This window comes from Pararhizobium sp. DWP3-4, assembly GCF_049898205.1.
Taxonomy (GTDB): domain Bacteria; phylum Pseudomonadota; class Alphaproteobacteria; order Rhizobiales; family Rhizobiaceae; genus Pararhizobium.
On sequence record NZ_JAFCXF010000006.1, the window covers coordinates 382,110 to 400,825 of the forward strand.

Genomic DNA, 18,716 nt, shown 5'->3' on the forward strand with positions numbered 1-18,716 from the left:
CTAGAAAGCGCCACCGGCCAATTTGGATCTGTTTGCATGGCATACCAAACCATCTCCACCGGCCAAACTCTCACCGACCGTCGCACATTCCTGACAATGGCCGGTGTGGCATGGGCGGCGACCCTTGCCCCGCAAGCAGCCTTTGCCCTGTCAGGCACTGACGCCATCTACGCCTCCGCCTTCATGGCGCCCGATGGTGCCTACGGCGTGGCGACGTTGACGGAGGAGGGAGCGATCATCGAGCGGGTGCCCCTGCCGGCCCGTGCCCATGGCATGACCTGGTCGCCGGTCAGCAACCGCGTCGTCGCCTTTGCCCGCCGTCCCGGCACCTATGCAATGATCTTCGCGCCGGATGATAGCATCGAGCCGATCGTGATCACCTCCGTCGAAGGCCGGCACTTTTATGGCCATGGCTGCTTCTCCGCCGATGGGCGTCTGCTCTATGCCACAGAGAACGATTTTTCGGCCAATCGCGGCATGATCGGCGTCTATGACGGCACCAACCGCTTTGCCCGCATTGGCGAGTTTCCGTCCTGTGGTATCGGGCCGCACGACATGACCCTGTCGGCGGATGGGCGGATGCTCGTGGTTGCCAATGGGGGCATCGAGACCCATCCGGATTTCGGCCGCACCAAGCTCAATCTCGACCATATGGAGCCGTCGCTGGCGCTGATCGACACGGCCACCGGCGCGCTGATCGAACGTCACGCGATGCCGGACAACTTGCGCCAGCTCTCGACCCGTCATGTCGATATCGATGCGGATGGAAAAGTCTGGTTTGCCTGCCAGTACGAGGGTGCCCGCAACGATCTGCCGCCGCTTGCCGGTTCTTTTTCGCGCGGCGAGGACATCCGGTTCTTGGATTTGCCGGAGGAGACGACACTGGCGCTCGCCAACTATGTCGGTGCCATTGCGGTCAACCGGCGCGACGGATTGGTCGGCCTGACATCGCCCAAAGGCGGCGCTGAGGTGACGGTCGATGCAAGGACCGGCCGGGTCGTGCGGCAGAAAAGTATCGCCGATGCGGCCGGGATAGCGCCATCGGCACATGGCTTCGTCGCATCGTCCTATTCGGGCGCGTTCGGCGAAACCAAAAGCCGGGTCGCCTGGGATCAGCATATCGTCAGAGTCGGCAAGCTCTGATCGCAAACCGGTCAGCGCGTTAAGAGAGGAGCAATATCCTCCCAAAGATAGGCAACCTGTTCGTAACTCCGATCGCCCAGCCCGATGCTGCTCGTCTCTACCGCTTTTGCGCCCAGCCGCTCGTAGAATGGCCGGTTGGGGTTGCCGGACAAGACCCATGCAAACAGCGATTTCGCCCCTTGCTCCGCGCAGAGCCTCGCCGCCGAGCAGACAAGCGCCGTGCCGATCCCAAATCCCTGATAGCCGGCCCGGACATACAGCGCATAAATCTCGTGGATATCGCCGGGCACTTTGCCGCGACCTGGCCCGAAATTGGCAAAGCCGATGATTTCATTGGCCGAAGGCTCGACCGCGACCAGATAACAGACGCCCGGAGCGCCCATGCGCCGGGCGTGGCGGATGGCCTGTTCCTCGCGGGACATGCCATCGAGAAAATCGTCTGCCAGCAAGCCGCGAAAGGTCGATCGCCATGTATCGACCAGCACTCCGGCGATCATGAACAGATCATCGCCCGTGCCCGTCCTGATCTCGAAAGATTTTTGGTCGCTCATGACGATGATATTGGGATTGCCGGTGGCAAATTAAAAGCCCGGTCCATCTGGCGTTCGGTTCATGCTCGCCCTATGTCGGCTGCATGAACCGTATCCTGATCCATATCCTCTTCATCGTCATCGTTCTCGGCTGCGGCCTGTTGATCGGCATCAACAACATTCCTGGCGAATGGTACCAGTCGCTGGCAAAGCCCTCCTTCAATCCACCCAACTGGATTTTCGCGCCGGTCTGGTCAGCGCTTTACGTCATCATCGGCTTTGTCGGCGCCCGCACCTTCCTCAACCATCGCGACACCACGGCGATGCGGTTCTGGGTGGCGCAGATGGTCTTCAATTTCGCCTGGTCGCCGCTGTTCTTCGGATTTCAGGAAATTGCAATGGCGTTGATCGTCATCGCCGCGCTCCTGATCTCGATCGTCGGCTTCATCGTCGTCAGCCGGAAGCAGGATGCTGTCTCGGCGCTGCTGTTTACGCCCTATCTCGCCTGGGTCGCATTCGCGACATTGCTCAACACGTCGATTTTCCTCATGAATTGAGGCTTGTCCTTGTTTTTCCGCCATGCGACTGTCTGTGCAACGGCGACCAGAAACTGAGACATAGAGAGCACAAGGTGGAATTTCGCGAGCGCATCCGCAACAGCTTCGGCCGCCAGCCCGCCATGGCGACCATCGGGGCGGAACTGACACGGGTGGAGCAGGGCTCGGTTGAGATCGAGCTGCCGTTCGATGAGAAACTGACCCAGCAGCATGGTTTTCTGCATGCGGGGATCATTTCAGCAGCGCTCGACGCCGCCGGCACCTATGCCGCCTATTCGGTGATCGATCCGGATGCCTCGATCCTCACCATTGAGTTCAAGGTCAATCTGATGTCGCCGGGCCGGGGCGAACGCTTCCTGTTTCGCGGCGAAGTGACGAAACCCGGCACGACGATCATCGTCTCCGACGGCCGTGGTTATGCGATTTCGCAGGATGGCCCGGCCAAGCTGATCGCCTCGATGACCGGCACGATGATGGTGATCCGTGGGCGCGAGGGGATCGAAGGATGACATTCGAACTGAAGCATGTAGCGGATAAGAGCCTGCTCTACGTGATGGCCGTCGATGCCGAATACGGCGTGCACCTGCGCGAGCGCATCTCGCCCTTGATGACCGGTGTCGGTCCGGTCGAAGCGGCGGTAACGCTGACGCGCACGCTCGCGGAACTGGCGCACCGCAACAGCCGGCCCGACCTCGTCATTTCGCTCGGCTCTGCCGGTTCTGCCCGGCTGGAACAGGCCGAAGTCTATCAGGCCACCTCGGTTGCCTATCGCGATATGGACGCTTCACCGCTCGGCTTTGTAAAGGGCGCGACGCCGTTTCTCGATCTGCCTGTCACGGTCGATCTGCCGTTGCGCGTACCCGGCGTCGAGACGGCCAGCCTTTCGACCGGCGCCAACATCGTTTCCGGTGCTGCGTATCAGGCCGTTGCCGCCGACATGGTGGAAATGGAAACCTTCGCGGTCCTTCGCGCCTGCCAGTCCTTCGGTATTCCGCTGATCGGCCTGCGTGGCATTTCCGACGGCAAGGCGGAACTCAAGCATATCGGCGACTGGACGGAATATCTGCACGTGATCGACGAGAAGCTGGCAGGGGCGATCGATGCACTCGAAAAGGCCGTCAAAACCGGCGAAATCGCCGTCTGAAGCCGCAAAATTGTCCGGGTGCAATGTAAACGTTGCGCTTGGGGCTGCCTTTAATTAAAGGCTGCCCACAGTTCCCCATCAAATAAGCCAAGCCAACGGAAGCGCGTCATGACAGCGACAGTCCATCCCGATACCGTTCTCATCGTCGATTTCGGCAGCCAGGTCACCCAGCTGATCGCGCGGCGCGTACGCGAGACCGGCGTCTATTGCGAGATCGTACCCTTCCAGTCGGCCGATGAAGGCTTCAAGCGCCTCAATCCGAAGGCAATCATCCTGTCCGGCAGCCCGGCTTCGACGCTCGACATCGGCTCGCCGCGTGCACCGCAAGTGGTGTTCGACAGCGGCCTGCCGGTGCTCGGCATCTGCTATGGTCAGCAGACCATGTGCGAACAGCTTGGCGGCAAGGTGGAGGCCGGTCATCACCGCGAATTCGGCCGCGCCTTCATCGAGATCGACAAGGAATGCACGCTTTTCGACGGCATCTGGACCGTCGGCTCCCGCCATCAGGTCTGGATGAGCCATGGCGACCGCGTCACCGCGATCCCGGATGGTTTCGAAGTCGTTGCCACCTCGCCGAACGCGCCGTTTGCCTTCATCGCCAACGAGGCGAAGAAATTTTACGCCGTGCAGTTCCATCCCGAAGTCGTGCACACGCCCGATGGCGCCAAGCTCTTGGCCAATTTCGTCCACAAGATCGCCGGCCTCAAGGGTGACTGGTCGATGGCCGCCTATCGCGACAAGGCCGTTGCCAATATCCGTGCCCAGGTTGGTGACAAGCGCGTCATCTGCGGTCTCTCCGGCGGCGTGGATAGTTCGGTTGCGGCACTGCTGATTCATGAAGCGGTCGGTGACCAGTTGACCTGCATCCTCGTCGACCACGGCCTGATGCGCAAGAACGAGGCGGCCGATGTCGTTGCCATGTTCAAGGAGCACTACAATCTGCATCTGGTCCATGTCGATGCGTCGGACATGTTCATCAATGCGCTGGAAGGCGAGAGCGATCCGGAGACCAAGCGCAAGACCATCGGCCGGCTGTTCATCGACGTATTCGAAGCGGAAGCCAAGAAGCTTGGTGGCGCCGATTTCCTCGCCCAGGGCACGCTCTATCCGGATGTCATCGAAAGCGTTTCCTTCACCGGCGGCCCTTCGGTCACCATCAAGTCGCACCATAATGTCGGAGGCCTGCCTGATCGCATGAACATGCAGCTGGTCGAGCCGTTGCGCGAACTGTTCAAGGATGAAGTCCGCATCCTCGGCAAGGAACTCGGCCTGCCCGATAGCTTCATCGGCCGTCACCCGTTCCCGGGGCCAGGTCTCGCCATCCGCTGCCCGGGCGGCATCACCCGCGAAAAGCTGGAAATCCTGCGCGAAGCCGATGCCGTCTATCTCGACGAAATCCGCAAGGCCGGCCTTTACGACGCCATCTGGCAGGCCTTTGCCGTGCTGCTGCCGGTCCAGACCGTCGGCGTCATGGGCGACGGCCGCACCTACGAATTCGTCTGCGCCCTGCGCGCCGTCACCTCGGTGGATGGCATGACCGCCGATTTCTACCACTACGACATGGACTTCCTCGGCCGCGCCGCCACCCGCATCATCAACGAAGTCCGCGGCATCAACCGCGTCGTCTACGACGTGACGTCGAAGCCGCCCGGCACGATCGAGTGGGAATGATTTTGGCCGACGCGGTCTTTTCTGAATAAGGCCCTGCCGCTGCAGCGCTCAGGCGGATGTGCTGTGACCCGGCACGGTTGATGACGAGGTCAGTCCATCCGTCAACGGATCGGTCACAGCAGTAGCGACTGCTGCGCTGCTTCCGGCGCGCCGACATGCACGCCTTCGAGTTCCAGCATGCGGACCTTGGAGGTCGCGCCGCCGGGTGCGGAAAAGCCGCCGACCTTGCCGCCGGCGGCAACCACGCGGTGGCACGGAATGATCAAGGGCACGGGGTTCCTGGCCATGGCCTGACCGACATCGCGGGCGGCCTGTGGTCCGGCGCCGAGTTCCTTGGCGAGGCTGCCATAGGTGGTCGTATGGCCCCAGCCGACGCGGCGAAGAGCCTGGTAGATCTGCCGGAAAAACTCGTCCTGACCGTCAAGATCGAGGGCTACACCTGAGAAATCGATGGTCTCGCCGTCAAAATACCGCCGGATGGCGGTGATGACCTCGCTGATAGCGGGCGTCGGCGCACCGGGTTCGCCGCCTGGCACGCGGCGCAGCACGTTGCGTTCGGTGGCTTCTGCGCTTTTCGTTGGCAACTGGAAGCGGGTGATGCCGATATCGTTCCAGGCAATGCCGCAATAGCCGCCGGCTGTTTCGAAAACGTGATAGGTCTGTGCTTTCTCTGCCATCGCTCCATTCCTTCCGTTGCCCGCGCAAGGCAGCGGGGTTAAATACTCTGGCGTCCTTCAGGCCGCCGCCTTCAGCCGGTTGCTTTCCAGTGCCAGCAGATATCGCTTGGCCTCCAGCCCTCCGGCAAATCCATGCAACTGGCCGTCCGATCCGATGGCGCGGTGGCAGGGCACGATGATCGACACCGGGTTTCTGCCATTGGCGGCTCCCATCGCACGGTATGCCGTGGGGTGGCCGATCTGCCGGGCAAGGCCCGCATAGGTTCGGGTTTGGCCGTAGGGGATTGTCAACAGCGCCTGCCAGACCGCTTTCTGGAACGCGGTGCCGGCCAGATCAAGCGGAACGGTAAAGTTCGTCCTGACGCCAGCGAAATACTCTTCCAGTTGCCGTTCTGTTTCAAGCAGAACAGGGTGATTTGGCCCCTCTATCCGTTCCCCGAGCCTGACACGCTTCGGGTCATCCTTCTCCCAGAGAATGGCAGCCAAACCGTCGCCCCGGGCAACAAGCTCAAGTCTGCCGACGGGCGAGGCGATGATTTCGTGAATGTAGGTCATAGGCGCAGTTTCGCTCAGTTTTTCGCATCCCGCCACCCGTTTCTTGCACTGGAATGACGGGTCCAAGGTGATTTCACTCCGTTCCGGGGAGGGTCAAATTGGTGCAAGGGCGCGCCGCAGTACCTCCGTCGGCGTGGGAATAAATTCATATTGTTCTTGTTTTGTTCTTGATCTCAAGCTCGACTCGGCTATAGTGGCGACATCCAAAAAGAGATGAGGTCTGCCATGCTTGGAAAAGCCGGGGTCGTGCGCATTGAACAGAAGTCATTTTCACTCGGTCAGGCCGGCGCAGCCGTGCCGCTCCGGTCCCACCAGAAATATGCCGATGATCATGGAAAGAGCAATCTGTTCCTTGCCCTCGTGCCGGAGCGGGAGGTGGCGTTGCAGGCCGTCGAGACGGGAAGGGACATCGCGCGGCGCTATGGGCTGTCGAAAAGTCCGCGGCCGCATGAGCTGATGCATGTCTCGCTCAATGGCATCGGCAAATATCAGGATTTCCCGGACGATATCGTCTTCGCCATATCGGCGGCGATGGCGACCGTCAAGGCGGCACCGTTCGAGGTGAACTTCGATCGTGCCATGTCCTTCGCCGGCGCCAAGGCTGTCGTTCTGGCCAATGCGATCCGCAGCGAGGAGATGATGGACCTGCACGTCCAACTCGCCAAGGAAATGTGGGCGGTGGGTCTGAACTTTACCTACAATCCGCGCTTCATGCCGCATATGACGGTGTTTTACGATGAGACGCCGGTGCCGGAACATATGCTGGCCGAACCCGTCCGCTGGATTGCGCGCGAATTCGTGCTGATCCGCAGTCTCATTGGCAAGAGCGAATACGAATATCTCGATCGCTGGCCTTTGCTGGATTGACCTGTATCGGGCCTTGAGCTTGCAGTGGCAGGCACAAGGCCCGGGCGGATTGTTCGCCATTTCCGAACGTGAGTTCCGGAATTGGGTGTCTAGTGCGAACCGGAAACGAATGCGATCTTGCCGCCATCAGACGGCTATTTCGGCTGTCGCAAAACTGGAAGATCGTCATGCTCCGCTCTCTGATCGCATCTGCCGTCATCGCTTTTTCCGCTCCCGCTTTTGCCGAGGGCGTTCCGCACTATCCTGCAGAGTTCACCACGCAGGAAATCGCCACCAACGGCACGGTGCTGCATGTCCGGGTGGGCGGCAAGGGGCCGGCTGTGGTCCTGTTGCATGGCTATGGCGAAACCGGCGACATGTGGGTGCCGCTGGCTGTCGATCTCGCCCGGGATCACACGGTCATCGTGCCCGATCTGCGCGGCATGGGTCTTTCGGCCAAACCAGCTGAAGGTTACGACAAGAAGACGCAAGGTCAGGATATCGCCGGTGTTCTGAAGGTGCTGAATGTGGAAAGGACCGATGTGGTCGCCCACGATATCGGCAACATGGTGGGATACGCCTTCGTTGCTCAATATCCGCAGGACGTCAGCAAATTCGTGCTTTTGGACGCGCCGATCCCAGGCGTCGGGCCATGGGAGGAAATCCTCAAGCATCCGCTGCTCTGGCATTTCCGCTTCGGCGGGCCGGATATGGAACGCCTTGTGGCTGGCCGTGAGCGCATCTATCTCGATCGCTTCTGGAATGAGTTTTCCGCCGATCCGAAGAAATGGGATGAGGCTTCACGGCAGCATTACGCCGCTCTCTACGCCCAGCCCGGTGCGATGCACGCCGGTTTTGCGCAATTCGCGGCCTTCGATCAGGATGCGATCGACAGCAAGGCATTTCTGGCCAAGGGCAAGCTGACGATGCCGGTCCTTGCGATCGGCGGCGAAAAGTCTTTCGGGCAGACCATGGCTGTGGTTGCCAGTGCTGCGGCCGACAATGTCACCGGAGTGGTGATCCCGGCATCCGGTCACTGGCTGATGGAAGAACAACCGGAGGCGACGGTTGCTGCAATCCGGTCCTTCCTCGACAAGAAGTGATTTTCTGTCACCGCGAACCTTCTTGAAGTCAATCGGCGCGTGGTCATCCACGCGCCGATTGACGCTTACCATTGCTGTCTCGGCAATGCGCGATCCTGGGCAAGCTGCAAGTTTTGGCATCTTGCGCCCATCGGCCGGAACCCGCATAAGCCCCTGAAATTGCAAAAGGGAGGATGGTCATGGACATTTCTGAAATCGTCATCAAGGGTGACACACCGGGTGTCGAATGGCGGCTTCCGATCATCCGGTTCAACGGCAGCGACGCCAAGGCGCCGAAAATCTATATCCAGGCGGCATTGCATGCCAATGAACTTCCGGGCACAGCACTCCTGCATTTCCTGTGCGAAAAGCTGCGTCAGGCCGATGCCGACGGTACGATCCTCAGCGATATCACCATCGTTCCGCAGGCCAATCCGATCGGCACGGCGCAATCGCATTTCGGCGATCTGCAGGGCCGTTTCGACCTCGGCTCGCGCACCAATTTCAACCGCGAGTTCCCGCTGATCCCGCTGTCCGAACGCCAGACGCTGGTCGAGGATCTGGAGCACTATCCGGCAGTCGAACAGCTGAAGCGGCAGCTGCTGCATATGGCGCTGGGGGCCGATCTGATGCTCGATCTGCATTGCGACGATGAATCGGTGCAATATACCTATGTCGACGAAGCCTTCTGGCCGGAGGCCGCCGATCTGGCATCGGCGCTCGATATGGGGGCCGTGTTTCTGGCTGACGGCGAAAGCAGCGCCTTCGAGGAAGCTGTCGGCTATGCCTGGAAGCACGAGACTGCCGAAAAGGCAAAACGGCTGCCCGGCCGCCTCGCCGTCACGGTCGAGCTGCGCGGCACGCGCGACGTCTATCCGGACATGGCCCACAAGGATGCCGACGGTTTGTGGCGCTTTCTGGCCGCACGCGGTGCTGTCCGCGGCACCGTCGCCGCCCTTCAGCCTTACAAGGGCAAGGTCACACCGCTCGACAATATCGAAATGATCCGCGCCCCGCAGGCTGGTGCCGTGCTGTTCCATCGCACCATCGGCGAAACCGTCGCTGCCGGCGATCTCCTGGCGACGATCATTACCGCACCGGGCATGGAAGGCGGTGCGATTGATATCCACGCCCCTCAGGCCGGCCTGATCGCGACACGCACCTCGCAACGTTTTGCCCGCCGCCGCGACAACCTGATGAAGATCGCCTGCGACGAGCCCACCAAGGCGGTGCGCAAGCCCGGTGCGCTGGAAGCCTGAGTCACCGTCTTTGTCCTCGGGGCGCGCTTCGGAAAATCCGTCCGGGTTTGAGGCGTGAATGAAGTGGATAATCGCCGCCCTGCCGGCGGTTGTCATAATCCTTTTATGGAATTGCGTTCTTTAGCCGCGAGCCAACCCGACTGACCCGTCGCAGGCACGCAGGGAGAGAACGCATGCCCATCTATGATCTCGCCGTTGTCGGTGCCGGTATCGTCGGCCTCGCCCATGCCTATGCGGCGGCGAAACGCGGCAAGAGGGTTATCGTCATCGACCGCGATGCGCAGGCAAATGGCGCTTCGGTGCGCAATTTCGGTTTCGTCACCGTCACAGGCCAAGGGGCCGGCGATTGCTGGACCATGGCGCGGCGGGCGCGGGATATCTGGGCAGAGACCGTCGACAAGGCCGGCATCGCCGTCGTTCAGCGCGGCATGGTGCTCGCCTCCCGGTTCGATGAATCCGAAGCGGTGATCGATGCTTTCCTGCGCACAGACATGGCAGAGGGCTGCGCAAGGCTGACGGCGCGCCAGGCGCAAGAGCATATTGCCTGCCTGCGCACCGACGCTGCTCGCGTCTCGCTCTATAGCCCACACGAAATCCGCGTCGAATCCCGCACGGCGATCCCGCTGCTAGCGCAATTTCTCGAAGAGCGGCTCGGCATCATCTTCCTGCGCAGCACCACCGTTACTGCGGTCGAACCGCCGCGCGTGGAAACGGCGGATGGCGTGATCGAGGCCGAAACGGTGGTCGTTTGCCCAGGCGACGATTTCACCGGCCTTTTTGCCGAGCGCATTGCTGCCTACAATGTCACCCGCTGCAAGCTGCAGATGCTGCGCGTGCGGCCGCGCCAGCCGGTCCGTTTCAAGACGGCCGTGATGTCCGATCTCGGGCTCGGCCGCTATCTCGGCTATGCCGACCTGCCCGAGGCGGAGCTGCTGAAAAAGCGCCTCGATGCCGACCTGAGGGCGGAGCGCGACAACGGCATCCACCTGATCGTCACCCAGTCGGCCGATGGCTCGCTGGTCGTCGGCGACAGTCATCATTACGCCGCTACGCCCGATCCCTTTGCCTCCGACGCGGTCGATGCCCTGATCCTCGGTGAATTCGACCGGGTGCTCGATCTGCCGGGACGCGTGATTTCCGAGCGCTGGATCGGAACCTATGCCTCGGCGCCGGACCGCTGGCGCTTTACCGACAAGCCTTCCGATAGCACCCGCATTGTCGTCGTCACCGCCGGATGCGGCGCCTCGACGGCGTTCGGCATCGGCGAGGAAACCATCAATGAACTCTATGGGAGTGCCGCATGAGCAAGTTCAAGGCCGTCATATTCGATTGGGCCGGCACGGTCATCGATTTCGGCTCCTTCGCACCGATGGGCGCCTTTGTCGAAACCTTTGCCAAATTCGGCGTCCATGTGACCATCGCCGATGCCCGCAAACCGATGGGGCTGCCGAAGCGCGCCCATATCAGCGCCATGCTGTCCGAGCCGCATATCGCGGCGGGCTGGACATCCGCGCAAGAGGCAGCACCCGATGAAAGCGCCATCGACAGGGTCTATGACCTGTTCGTGCCGTTGAACGAAGAGGTGGTCGGCGACTATTGCACGCTTGTTCCCGGCACACTCGAAACGGTTGCCTACCTGCGCGCCAAGGGCATGAAGATCGGATCGACTACCGGCTATACGCGCTCGATCATGGAGCGGGTGCTGCCGCTTGCGGCCGAACAGGGCTTTGCGCCCGAAAACCTGATCTGCGCTGATGACCTGCCGCTTGGCCGCCCGACGCCGATCGGCATGTACAAGTGCTTCCTCGACCTGATGGTCTATCCGGCCGGCGCGGTGATCAAGGTCGACGATACCGAGCCTGGGATTGCTGAGGGCGTGGCCGCCGGCTGCGTCACGGTCGGACTGACGCTCTCGGGCAACGAGGCAGGCCTGACACTGCCGGAGCTTGCCGCTCTTTCGCCGAACGAACGCGCTGCCCTTCATGAAAAGATCGGTGCCAAGCTCAAGGCCGCCGGTGCCGATCACGTCATCGAAACCGTCGCCGGCCTGCCGCAGCTGATCGACATGCTGGAGCGCTGATAGACGCCGTCCGGCATTCTCAGCCGGATATCTTCATGCTATCCCGCATACCGGTAAAAAGGGATTGAGCATGAGCGTGACCATTTACGGCATCAAGAATTGCGACACGATGAAGAAGGCGCGGACCTGGCTGGAAGGCCAGGGGATCGCCTATGATTTCCACGACTACAAGGCCTCCGGCGTGTCGCGCGAAGTGCTGCAGCGCTGGACGGCGGCGCTTGGCTGGGAAACGGTATTGAACCGCGCCGGCACGACGTTTCGCGCGCTTCCGGATACCGACAAGCAGGACCTCAACGAAGACAAGGCGATCGCCCTGATGCTCGCCCAGCCGTCGATGATCAAACGCCCGGTGCTCGACCATGACGGCACGCTGACTGCCGGCTTCAAGCCGGAAATCTATGGCGGCCTTTTCCAGGGATAGACCATGTCGAAAAGCACCCGCGCGACGCTTGCGCTGACAAAGGCCGCAGCCCCCTTCACCGTCCACACCTATGACTACGACCCGTCGGCCGACCGGATCGGCATGGCGGCGGCCGAGGCGCTGGGCGAGGCGCCGCACCGCGTGTTGAAGACGCTGATGGCAGAGGTCGATGGCAAGCCGGTCTGCGTCGTCGTGCCATCCGATCGCGAAGTCAGCATGAAGAAGCTGGCGGCGGCGTTTCAGGGCAAATCGGCCAATATGATGAAACCGGCCGAGGCCGAGCGGCTGACCGGCTATCATGTCGGCGGCATCAGCCCGTTCGGGCAGAAGAAACAGGTGCCGACGGCGATCGAGGAGGCTGCCCTTGCCGAGCCGCTGGTCTATATCAATGGCGGTCAGCGTGGTCTGCAGGTGCGGCTTAAACCCGATGATGCCCGCAAGGCGTTGAATGCGGTTGCAGCATCTTTGATCGCCTGATCTCAGGCGAGTTTCGACAATAGCCCAGCGAGTTGCGTCGCCTCGGTCTCTTGAAGTTCTGCCCCAACATGCCGGGCGATTGATCTGCCATAGACCTCCCACATCGCCTCGCGCAGGCTGCGGCCCTTGTTGGTGATCACGACCCATCGGCCGCGTCCGTCATCGTCGAAGGTGCGGCGCGCGACCAGGCCTTCTTTCTCCAGCCGGTCAATCAGGCGGGACAGATTGTATTGTGCAAGCAGCGTCCGCTCCTCGATTTCGAATGGCCGCAAGCGCCCGTCCTGGGCGCGGGCCAGTTCCCACAGCACATCGTACCAGCTAAGCGGCGGCATGCCGGCATGCTTGAAATCGCGCTCGATGGCGCCGAGCACGCGCTGCTGTGCCCGCATCAGATTGATCCAGGCCTGCGTCACATCGGCGCTCGGCGCCTGAACCGCTGGGGGTGCTTTCAAAGACATAAATGCATTTACATCTATCTTGACGGGATGGGCAAATGTTAATATATGCAATTGCATATAATTAGCTGGAGCCTCGCCATGCACTCCAAAGTCCTCACCCTCATCAGCCATCACCTCTGCCCTTATGTTCAGCGTGCCTCGATCGTCCTGGCGGAAAAAGGCGTCGCCTTCGAGCGGACCTATATCGATCTTGCCGCCAAGCCGGATTGGTTCCTGCGGATCTCGCCGCTCGGCAAGGTTCCGCTGCTGGCCATCCCGCGCGGTCGTGCCGATGCGATCCTGTTTGAAAGCGCCGTCATCTGCGAATATTTCGAGGAAACGCAGGGACCTCCAGCGCTGCATCCCGAAGACCCGTTGCTTCGTGCCCTGCATCGCGGCTGGATGGAGTTTGGATCCTCCATCCTTGCCGACCTCTGGGTCTACGAGACAACAAAGGACCCAGCGCAGTTCGAGGCCAAGCGCCAGGTGCTGAAGGCCAAATTCGCAACCCTCGAGCAGGAGCTTGGAGCCGGGCCTTATTTCGCCGGGTCACGGTTTAGCATGGTCGATGCTGTCTTTGCACCGGTGTTCCGCTATTTCGAACTGTTCGAGGCCCTGTTGCCAAGCGGCATCTTCGATGGATTGCCGCGCGTCAATGCATGGCGGCAGATGCTTGCCGTCCGGCCGAGCGTGGTGGGTGCCGTGGAGGCGGATTATCCGGAGCGGCTGCTCGCCTTCCTGCGCCATCATGGCGCTCATCTTCTGACGCACAGCAAGATTACCGCCTGACCTGGTCATCGCAAAAGCCTTCCGTTTCCAGATGAAGCGCTCTAAACCAGTGGTTCGGAAAAAACAGCCAGCAGGATATGCGATGACCTCTCCCGTTCACCAAGCCATCGATCCCGTCAAACTGGACAAGCTCGCCGAAGTCGCCATCAAGGTGGGGCTGAGGCTTGAGCGTGGCCAGGATCTCCTGATCACGGCGCCGATTGCCGCGCTACCGCTGGTGCGGCTGATCACCGAGCATGCCTATATTGCCGGGGCCGGGCTGGTGACGACGTTTTATTCCGACGAGGATACGACGCTCGCCCGCTATGCCCATGCCCCCGACGAGAGCTTCGACAAGGCCAGTGGCTGGCTTTACGACGGCATGGCCAAAGCCTTTGCCGGCAACACCGCCCGTCTTGCCATCTCCGGCGATAACCCGATGATGCTGGCCGCCCAGGACCCGGCCAAGGTGGCGCGCGCCAACAAGGCCATGTCGATGGCCTATAAGCCGGCGCTGGAGAAAATCTCCAATTTCGACATCAACTGGAACATCGTCTCCTATCCCAACCCCGCCTGGGCGAGGCAGATGTTCCCGGACGATGCCGAAGCTGTTGCCGTCGAAAAACTCGCCAATGCGATCTTTGCCGCCTCGCGCGTCGATGTCGCCGATCCGATCGCGGCTTGGGGGCAGCACAATGCCAACCTCGCCAAGCGTTCCACATGGCTGAACGGCGAGCGTTTTTCCGCGCTGCATTTCACCGGCCCCGGCACCGACCTGACGGTCGGGCTCGCCGACGGTCATGAATGGCATGGCGGTGCTTCGACTGCAAAGAACGGCATCACCTGCAATCCCAACATTCCGACGGAAGAGGTCTTCACCACGCCGCATGCGCTGCGCGTCGATGGCCATGTGTCAAGCACCAAGCCGCTGTCGCATCAGGGTACGCTGATCGATAATATCCAGGTTCGTTTCGAAGGTGGCCGCATCGTCGAGGCCAAGGCATCGAAGGGCGAAGAGGTCCTGAACAAGGTGCTGGATACCGACGAAGGCGCGCGGCGCCTCGGCGAAGTGGCGCTGGTGCCGCATTCCTCGCCGATCTCGGCCAGCGGCGTGCTGTTCTACAACACGCTGTTTGATGAAAACGCCTCCTGCCACATCGCGCTCGGCCAGTGCTATTCGAAATGCTTCCTTGACGGCGCCTCGCTCAGCCAGGAACAGATCGCGGCGCAGGGCGGCAATTCCAGCCTGATCCATATCGATTGGATGATCGGTTCAGGGGAAGTCGATATCGACGGCGTTCGCGTCGATGGCGCCAAGGTTCCGGTGATGCGCAAGGGCGAGTGGGCTTGACGACGCTCGGCGTCATCGGCGGAACCGGCTGGCTGGGCGGGGCTCTGCTTCGACCGGCCCTTGCCAAGGGCTTCGTCGCTGCCACCGATCTCATCCTGTCGTCGCGCAGCGGCAAGACAGCAGGATTCGAGGCCTGGCCGGATATCCGGTTTGTTACCGATAACAAGTCGCTGGCTGCTCAGGCGGACATCGTCATTCTGTCGGTGCGGCCAGAGGATATCGATGCGCTGGAGCTTGATCTGTCCGGCAAGCTGGTCATCTCGGTCATGGCTCGCGTGCCTGCAGAAGTGCTGCTTGCGCGCTTCAAAAGCGAACGCGTCATTCGCGCCATGCCGAATGCCTGCGCCGAGCAGGGGCTTTCTTTTACCCCCTGGCTTTCGACACCGGGGGTAACTGCTGCGGACGCTGCTTTTGCCGACGGCTTCTTTGCCTGCTCCGGAAAGACGACAAAACTGTCCGCGGAAAGCGAGCTGGATTATTTCACCGCCCTGACAGGGTCCGGCCCGGCATTCATTGCGGCGTTCGCCGATGTGATGATCCGTGATGCGATCGAGAACGGCGTGGCTCCGGATGTTGCCGATACCGCCGTCCGTCAGCTCTTTCTCGGCTCCGGCGCGTGGATGGCCGATGCTTCGGAAACACCGGCCGATACTGTTAGGGTCTTTACCGAGTACGGCGGGACGACTGCGGCCGGCCTGACGGCGATGCTGTCGGCCGATATCGCCGGGCCGATCTCCAAGGGGCTGGCGGCCGCAAGGGACAAGGCCGCTAAGGGCTGACGGTTTTCGGCGTGACCGGTACTGCAGCACGGGGCGCCATCTGCGCCCGTTGCCCGAGCCATACGCTGACCAGCACGGCGGCCATGCCGATGATCTGCAGCGGCGTTAGGTTCTGGTTCAGCACGCCCCAGCCGAGCAGTGTGGCCACCAGCGGACTGAGAAAACCGAGCGATGCGACGGCTGCTGGTTCCAGCTTGGACAGGCCGCGAAACCACAGGAGATAGGTGAAGGCGGCGCCGATCAGGCCGAGCCATACCATGCCAAGTATATTGGCCGTGGTCGGCATTGGTAGCGCCGGTTCAAACAGCAGGGCTACCGGCAACAGCAACAGACCGCCAGCGGTGAGTTGCCATGCAGTAAAGGTCAGGCTCGACACAGGCGGCGCCCAGTGGCGTGTCAGCACTGTCCCAAACGCCATGGAGACCGCGCCCCCTAGCCCGGCGATGATGCCGATCGGGTCGAGCGCTGCTCCGGGTGTCAGCACCAGCAGGGCGACGCCGGCCATGCCGACACTGCCGGCAATGATCGCCATCGTCTTGACCGGCGTGCCGATCAAAAGCCGGGCGAGCATGACGACGATCAGCGGCTGGATGGCGCCGACGGTCGCAGCAACACCGCCGGGCAGGCGATAGGCCGAGACGAACAGCATCGCCCAGAAGAACGAGAAATTGAGCGCACCCAGAATGAAGCTGCGCGCCCACCAGATGCCCTGCGGCAATTGCCGGACAATAAAGAGCAGGATGAGGCCTGCCGGCAAGGCGCGCAGCATGGCGACGGTGAGCGGATAGCCATGCGGCAGGAATTCGGTGGTGACCAGATAGGTGCTGCCCCAGATGGCGGGTGCGATGGCGGTCAGGCCTATATCGGTAAGGGATGCGGATTTTATCTTCATTTAAAGTATCTCGATTTCAAGATAAAATCAGGATACTCGCGATTATCTTGACGTCAAGATGAATTCTGCGTACCAGAAGCCATGGATGAAGATCACGTCGATAGAATTCTGGCACAATGGCGCAAGCAGCGTCCGGATCTCGATGTCGAGCCGATGGGGCTTCTCGGCCGGCTGGCGCGGCTATCGACCTATCTCAGCCGCGAGGTCCAGAAGACCTTTTCGGAGTTCGGACTGTCGTCGGCGAGCTTTGACGTGCTGGCGGCCCTGCGCCGCTCCGGCCCGCCTTACCGGCTGTCGCCGGGCGACCTCTTGGCAACGACGATGATCACGTCGGGCACGATGACCAACCGGATCGACCAGCTGGAAAAGGCCGGGCTCGTCGAACGGCTGACCAATCCGGAAGATCGCCGCAGCGTGCTGATCGCGCTGAAGCCGGAAGGGCTTGCTCTGGTCGAACGCACTGTGACCGCCCATGTCGCCAACCAGCACCGGCTGACGGCGCTGCTGGAGCCTGACGAGCGGGCGACGCTGGATACGATCGCCAAAAAATATCTCGCAGCGTTTGAATAGAACTTGGAGCATTTCCGCTTTTCTCCGAATCGCGAAAACGCTCCAGCTTCTTGTCTTGGCGCAATTGCGGACGTAAAACCGCGACGCACTTTTGCTGGAATTGCTCTAGCAGGCGAGATCGGCAACCACCGCGTCGAGGATAAGCATGCCGGCCGGCGTGCAGCGCAGGCGGGAATTGCCGAGCCGCTCGATAAAGCCGTGTTCGATCAGGAACTGTTCGCGGTCCGGATCGGGCTCTCGGCCGGACAGGTCCTGCCAGCGCACGAGGTCGATGCCTTCCTTCAGCCGCAGGCCCATCAGCAACAGTTCGTCGGCCTGTTCGTCATAGCCCAGCACTTCCTGCTCGACCATGCCGTGGCCGTGCTCCTCGACCAGTTGCAGCCAGTCTTCAGGCTTGCGCTCCGTCGCTGTGGCGATCTTGTTGCGGCCGCGCGTCAGGCGGCCATGGGCGCCCGGGCCGATGCCGGCATAGTCGCCATAGCGCCAGTAGGTCAGGTTGTGGCGGCTCTCGGCGCCGGGTGCTGCATGGTTGGAAACCTCATAGGCCGGCATGCCGAAACCTTCGGTGATCTCCTGCGTCGCCTCGTAGAGCACGGCGGAATGCTCGCCATCCGGCACGATCAGCTTGCCCGCCTTGTGCAGGCCATAGAAGGGCGTGCCTTCTTCGATCGTCAGCTGGTAGAGCGACAGGTGATCGACGGCATAGGAGACGGCCTGCTTCAGTTCTAGTTCCCAGGCCTCGACGGTCTGGTTCGGGCGGGCATAGATCAGGTCGAACGACATGCGCGGAAAGATGTCGCGCGCCAGGCCGATCGCCTTCAGGGCGTCCTCGACATTGTGCAGCCGGCCGAGAAACTTGAGGTCCCGGTCGTTCAGCGCCTGCACGCCAAGCGAAACCCGGTTGACCCCGGCGGCACGATAACCGCGAAAACGGGTCGCCTCGACGCTGGACGGGTTGGCCTCCATGGTGATTTCGATGCCGTCGGGCACGTGCCAGAGATTGGCGATGCCATCGAGAATGGCCTCGACCGTCGAAGGGTTCATCAGCGACGGCGTGCCGCCGCCCATGAAGATGCTGGTGACGGTGCGCGGCCCCGACATATGCCGCATCGCCGCCATTTCGGTGAGAAATGCGGTGACGAAACGCGGCTGGTCGACCGGCTGATGCCGGACATGGCTGTTGAAGTCGCAATAGGGACATTTGGCAGCACAGAAGGGCCAATGCACATAGACCCCGAATCCGGGCTCCTTGCTGTCACCGATGGAAGAAAAAGTGGCCATTCTGTTTTCAGGTCTTTCAGGCGCTCGGGCGCGATGTCGTTAGGGTCGTGTTGTCTGCACATTTAGAGACCGGAGACGCTAAACGCTATCCCGCCTCTTACATGGTTTGGTCTTTTATCTCTATGTCTGAAATCGGAGCCGGGTCACCCCCCTCTGTCGGCGACGCCGACATATCCCCCTCAAGGGGGGAGATTAG

At 61.4% G+C, this 18,716-nt stretch carries 22 protein-coding genes; 16 read left to right on the forward strand and 6 right to left on the reverse strand.

Annotation, left to right across the window (positions count from 1 at the left end):
* Nucleotides 1-36 precede the first annotated feature (36 nt).
* On the forward strand, nt 37-1,143 hold the full coding sequence (locus ACP7E6_RS18050; RefSeq protein WP_426231107.1) for a DUF1513 domain-containing protein: 1,107 nt from the start codon (nt 37-39) through the stop codon (nt 1,141-1,143).
* An 11-nt stretch (nt 1,144-1,154) separates the two neighbouring features.
* Here ACP7E6_RS18050 and ACP7E6_RS18055 read toward each other — a convergent pair whose 3' ends face one another.
* A complete protein-coding gene (locus ACP7E6_RS18055; protein WP_426231108.1) occupies nt 1,155-1,694 on the reverse strand; it encodes a GNAT family N-acetyltransferase in 540 nt (179 codons plus the stop codon).
* An 83-nt stretch (nt 1,695-1,777) separates the two neighbouring features.
* Here ACP7E6_RS18055 and ACP7E6_RS18060 point away from each other — a divergent pair, with 83 nt between their 5' ends.
* The 4 genes from ACP7E6_RS18060 (at nt 1,778) to guaA (ending at nt 5,045) form a co-directional block, all read left to right on the forward strand.
* Entirely contained in the window at nt 1,778-2,230 is a 453-nt protein-coding gene (locus ACP7E6_RS18060; RefSeq protein WP_426231109.1) for a TspO/MBR family protein, read from the forward strand.
* A gap of 122 nt (nt 2,231-2,352) precedes the next feature.
* Nucleotides 2,353-2,739 carry a PaaI family thioesterase gene (locus tag ACP7E6_RS18065; protein WP_234937238.1) on the forward strand — a complete coding sequence of 129 codons (387 nt, stop codon included), beginning with the start codon at nt 2,353-2,355 and terminating at the stop codon, nt 2,737-2,739.
* Nucleotides 2,736-3,374 carry a 5'-methylthioadenosine/S-adenosylhomocysteine nucleosidase gene (locus ACP7E6_RS18070; RefSeq protein ID WP_426231110.1) on the forward strand — a complete coding sequence of 213 codons (639 nt, stop codon included), beginning with the start codon at nt 2,736-2,738 and terminating at the stop codon, nt 3,372-3,374. The genes ACP7E6_RS18065 and ACP7E6_RS18070 overlap by 4 nt, the downstream gene beginning before the upstream one ends.
* 108 nt (nt 3,375-3,482) lie before the next feature.
* Nucleotides 3,483-5,045 carry a glutamine-hydrolyzing GMP synthase gene (guaA, locus tag ACP7E6_RS18075; protein WP_426231111.1) on the forward strand — a complete coding sequence of 521 codons (1,563 nt, stop codon included), beginning with the start codon at nt 3,483-3,485 and terminating at the stop codon, nt 5,043-5,045.
* A 113-nt stretch (nt 5,046-5,158) separates the two neighbouring features.
* Here the strand turns inward: guaA and ACP7E6_RS18080 are convergent, their stop codons facing one another.
* Complete coding sequence (locus ACP7E6_RS18080) at nt 5,159-5,722, reverse strand: methylated-DNA--[protein]-cysteine S-methyltransferase (protein ID WP_426231112.1); 564 nt, start codon at nt 5,720-5,722, stop codon at nt 5,159-5,161.
* 57 nt (nt 5,723-5,779) lie between these two features.
* On the reverse strand, nt 5,780-6,277 hold the full coding sequence (locus ACP7E6_RS18085) for a methylated-DNA--[protein]-cysteine S-methyltransferase (protein ID WP_426231113.1): 498 nt from the start codon (nt 6,275-6,277) through the stop codon (nt 5,780-5,782).
* A 225-nt stretch (nt 6,278-6,502) separates the two neighbouring features.
* Between ACP7E6_RS18085 and ACP7E6_RS18090 the strand changes: the two genes are divergently transcribed.
* The 7 genes from ACP7E6_RS18090 (at nt 6,503) to ybaK (ending at nt 12,442) form a co-directional block, all read left to right on the forward strand.
* Complete coding sequence (locus ACP7E6_RS18090) at nt 6,503-7,144, forward strand: 2'-5' RNA ligase family protein (protein ID WP_426231114.1); 642 nt, start codon at nt 6,503-6,505, stop codon at nt 7,142-7,144.
* A 167-nt stretch (nt 7,145-7,311) separates the two neighbouring features.
* The gene (locus ACP7E6_RS18095) at nt 7,312-8,226 is read left to right on the forward strand and encodes an alpha/beta fold hydrolase (RefSeq protein WP_426231115.1); all 915 of its coding nucleotides are present in this window, start codon (nt 7,312-7,314) and stop codon (nt 8,224-8,226) included.
* 179 nt (nt 8,227-8,405) lie between these two features.
* A complete protein-coding gene (locus ACP7E6_RS18100; RefSeq protein WP_426231116.1) occupies nt 8,406-9,464 on the forward strand; it encodes a M14 family zinc carboxypeptidase in 1,059 nt (352 codons plus the stop codon).
* 173 nt (nt 9,465-9,637) lie between these two features.
* The gene (locus ACP7E6_RS18105) at nt 9,638-10,768 is read left to right on the forward strand and encodes a TIGR03364 family FAD-dependent oxidoreductase (RefSeq protein ID WP_426231117.1); all 1,131 of its coding nucleotides are present in this window, start codon (nt 9,638-9,640) and stop codon (nt 10,766-10,768) included.
* Complete coding sequence (gene phnX / locus ACP7E6_RS18110; RefSeq protein WP_426231118.1) at nt 10,765-11,544, forward strand: phosphonoacetaldehyde hydrolase; 780 nt, start codon at nt 10,765-10,767, stop codon at nt 11,542-11,544. Before ACP7E6_RS18105 ends, phnX begins: the two co-directional genes overlap by 4 nt.
* 70 nt (nt 11,545-11,614) lie before the next feature.
* Nucleotides 11,615-11,965, forward strand: a complete 351-nt coding sequence (locus ACP7E6_RS18115) for an ArsC family reductase (RefSeq protein WP_426231119.1) — start codon at nt 11,615-11,617, stop codon at nt 11,963-11,965.
* 3 nt (nt 11,966-11,968) lie between these two features.
* Nucleotides 11,969-12,442, forward strand: coding sequence for a Cys-tRNA(Pro) deacylase (gene ybaK / locus ACP7E6_RS18120; RefSeq protein ID WP_426231120.1), 474 nt, complete (start codon nt 11,969-11,971; stop codon nt 12,440-12,442).
* Nucleotides 12,443-12,444: 2 nt separating this feature from the next.
* Here ybaK and ACP7E6_RS18125 read toward each other — a convergent pair whose 3' ends face one another.
* A complete protein-coding gene (locus ACP7E6_RS18125) occupies nt 12,445-12,900 on the reverse strand; it encodes a MarR family winged helix-turn-helix transcriptional regulator (RefSeq protein WP_426231121.1) in 456 nt (151 codons plus the stop codon).
* Nucleotides 12,901-12,978: 78 nt separating this feature from the next.
* On the opposite strand from ACP7E6_RS18125, the gene ACP7E6_RS18130 reads away from it, so the two are divergent.
* The 3 genes from ACP7E6_RS18130 to ACP7E6_RS18140 all read left to right on the forward strand — a co-directional run bounded on the left by ACP7E6_RS18130 (nt 12,979) and on the right by ACP7E6_RS18140 (nt 15,777).
* On the forward strand, nt 12,979-13,668 hold the full coding sequence (locus tag ACP7E6_RS18130; protein WP_426231122.1) for a glutathione S-transferase family protein: 690 nt from the start codon (nt 12,979-12,981) through the stop codon (nt 13,666-13,668).
* Between the two features lie 82 nt (nt 13,669-13,750).
* Nucleotides 13,751-14,998: an aminopeptidase gene (locus ACP7E6_RS18135; protein WP_426231123.1), complete on the forward strand. Its 1,248-nt coding sequence runs from the start codon at nt 13,751-13,753 to the stop codon at nt 14,996-14,998.
* The gene (locus ACP7E6_RS18140; RefSeq protein WP_426231124.1) at nt 14,995-15,777 is read left to right on the forward strand and encodes a pyrroline-5-carboxylate reductase family protein; all 783 of its coding nucleotides are present in this window, start codon (nt 14,995-14,997) and stop codon (nt 15,775-15,777) included. The genes ACP7E6_RS18135 and ACP7E6_RS18140 overlap by 4 nt, the downstream gene beginning before the upstream one ends.
* On the opposite strand, the gene ACP7E6_RS18145 is transcribed toward ACP7E6_RS18140, so the two are convergent.
* Nucleotides 15,767-16,669 carry an EamA family transporter gene (locus ACP7E6_RS18145; protein WP_426231125.1) on the reverse strand — a complete coding sequence of 301 codons (903 nt, stop codon included), beginning with the start codon at nt 16,667-16,669 and terminating at the stop codon, nt 15,767-15,769. The two genes, ACP7E6_RS18140 and ACP7E6_RS18145, sit on opposite strands and share 11 nt — an antisense overlap.
* 81 nt (nt 16,670-16,750) lie before the next feature.
* Between ACP7E6_RS18145 and ACP7E6_RS18150 the strand changes: the two genes are divergently transcribed.
* A complete protein-coding gene (locus ACP7E6_RS18150; protein ID WP_426231126.1) occupies nt 16,751-17,239 on the forward strand; it encodes a MarR family winged helix-turn-helix transcriptional regulator in 489 nt (162 codons plus the stop codon).
* Nucleotides 17,240-17,344: 105 nt separating this feature from the next.
* Here ACP7E6_RS18150 and hemW read toward each other — a convergent pair whose 3' ends face one another.
* A complete protein-coding gene (gene hemW, locus ACP7E6_RS18155; protein ID WP_426231127.1) occupies nt 17,345-18,520 on the reverse strand; it encodes a radical SAM family heme chaperone HemW in 1,176 nt (391 codons plus the stop codon).
* Between the last annotated feature and the right edge of the window lie 196 nt (nt 18,521-18,716).

Bases quoted from the DNA above. Each gene is read 5' to 3' on its own strand.
- ACP7E6_RS18050 (WP_426231107.1), top strand. From the start codon at position 37: ATGGCATACCAAACCATCTCCACCGGCCAAACTCTCACCGACCGTCGC.
- ACP7E6_RS18055 (WP_426231108.1), bottom strand. From the start codon at position 1,694: ATGAGCGACCAAAAATCTTTCGAGATCAGGACGGGCACGGGCGATGAT.
- ACP7E6_RS18060 (WP_426231109.1), top strand. From the start codon at position 1,778: ATGAACCGTATCCTGATCCATATCCTCTTCATCGTCATCGTTCTCGGC.
- ACP7E6_RS18065 (WP_234937238.1), top strand. From the start codon at position 2,353: ATGGCGACCATCGGGGCGGAACTGACACGGGTGGAGCAGGGCTCGGTT.
- ACP7E6_RS18070 (WP_426231110.1), top strand. From the start codon at position 2,736: ATGACATTCGAACTGAAGCATGTAGCGGATAAGAGCCTGCTCTACGTG.
- guaA (WP_426231111.1), top strand. From the start codon at position 3,483: ATGACAGCGACAGTCCATCCCGATACCGTTCTCATCGTCGATTTCGGC.
- ACP7E6_RS18080 (WP_426231112.1), bottom strand. From the start codon at position 5,722: ATGGCAGAGAAAGCACAGACCTATCACGTTTTCGAAACAGCCGGCGGC.
- ACP7E6_RS18085 (WP_426231113.1), bottom strand. From the start codon at position 6,277: ATGACCTACATTCACGAAATCATCGCCTCGCCCGTCGGCAGACTTGAG.
- ACP7E6_RS18090 (WP_426231114.1), top strand. From the start codon at position 6,503: ATGCTTGGAAAAGCCGGGGTCGTGCGCATTGAACAGAAGTCATTTTCA.
- ACP7E6_RS18095 (WP_426231115.1), top strand. From the start codon at position 7,312: ATGCTCCGCTCTCTGATCGCATCTGCCGTCATCGCTTTTTCCGCTCCC.
- ACP7E6_RS18100 (WP_426231116.1), top strand. From the start codon at position 8,406: ATGGACATTTCTGAAATCGTCATCAAGGGTGACACACCGGGTGTCGAA.
- ACP7E6_RS18105 (WP_426231117.1), top strand. From the start codon at position 9,638: ATGCCCATCTATGATCTCGCCGTTGTCGGTGCCGGTATCGTCGGCCTC.
- phnX (WP_426231118.1), top strand. From the start codon at position 10,765: ATGAGCAAGTTCAAGGCCGTCATATTCGATTGGGCCGGCACGGTCATC.
- ACP7E6_RS18115 (WP_426231119.1), top strand. From the start codon at position 11,615: ATGAGCGTGACCATTTACGGCATCAAGAATTGCGACACGATGAAGAAG.
- ybaK (WP_426231120.1), top strand. From the start codon at position 11,969: ATGTCGAAAAGCACCCGCGCGACGCTTGCGCTGACAAAGGCCGCAGCC.
- ACP7E6_RS18125 (WP_426231121.1), bottom strand. From the start codon at position 12,900: ATGTCTTTGAAAGCACCCCCAGCGGTTCAGGCGCCGAGCGCCGATGTG.
- ACP7E6_RS18130 (WP_426231122.1), top strand. From the start codon at position 12,979: ATGCACTCCAAAGTCCTCACCCTCATCAGCCATCACCTCTGCCCTTAT.
- ACP7E6_RS18135 (WP_426231123.1), top strand. From the start codon at position 13,751: ATGACCTCTCCCGTTCACCAAGCCATCGATCCCGTCAAACTGGACAAG.
- ACP7E6_RS18145 (WP_426231125.1), bottom strand. From the start codon at position 16,669: ATGAAGATAAAATCCGCATCCCTTACCGATATAGGCCTGACCGCCATC.
- ACP7E6_RS18150 (WP_426231126.1), top strand. From the start codon at position 16,751: ATGGATGAAGATCACGTCGATAGAATTCTGGCACAATGGCGCAAGCAG.
- hemW (WP_426231127.1), bottom strand. From the start codon at position 18,520: ATGGCCACTTTTTCTTCCATCGGTGACAGCAAGGAGCCCGGATTCGGG.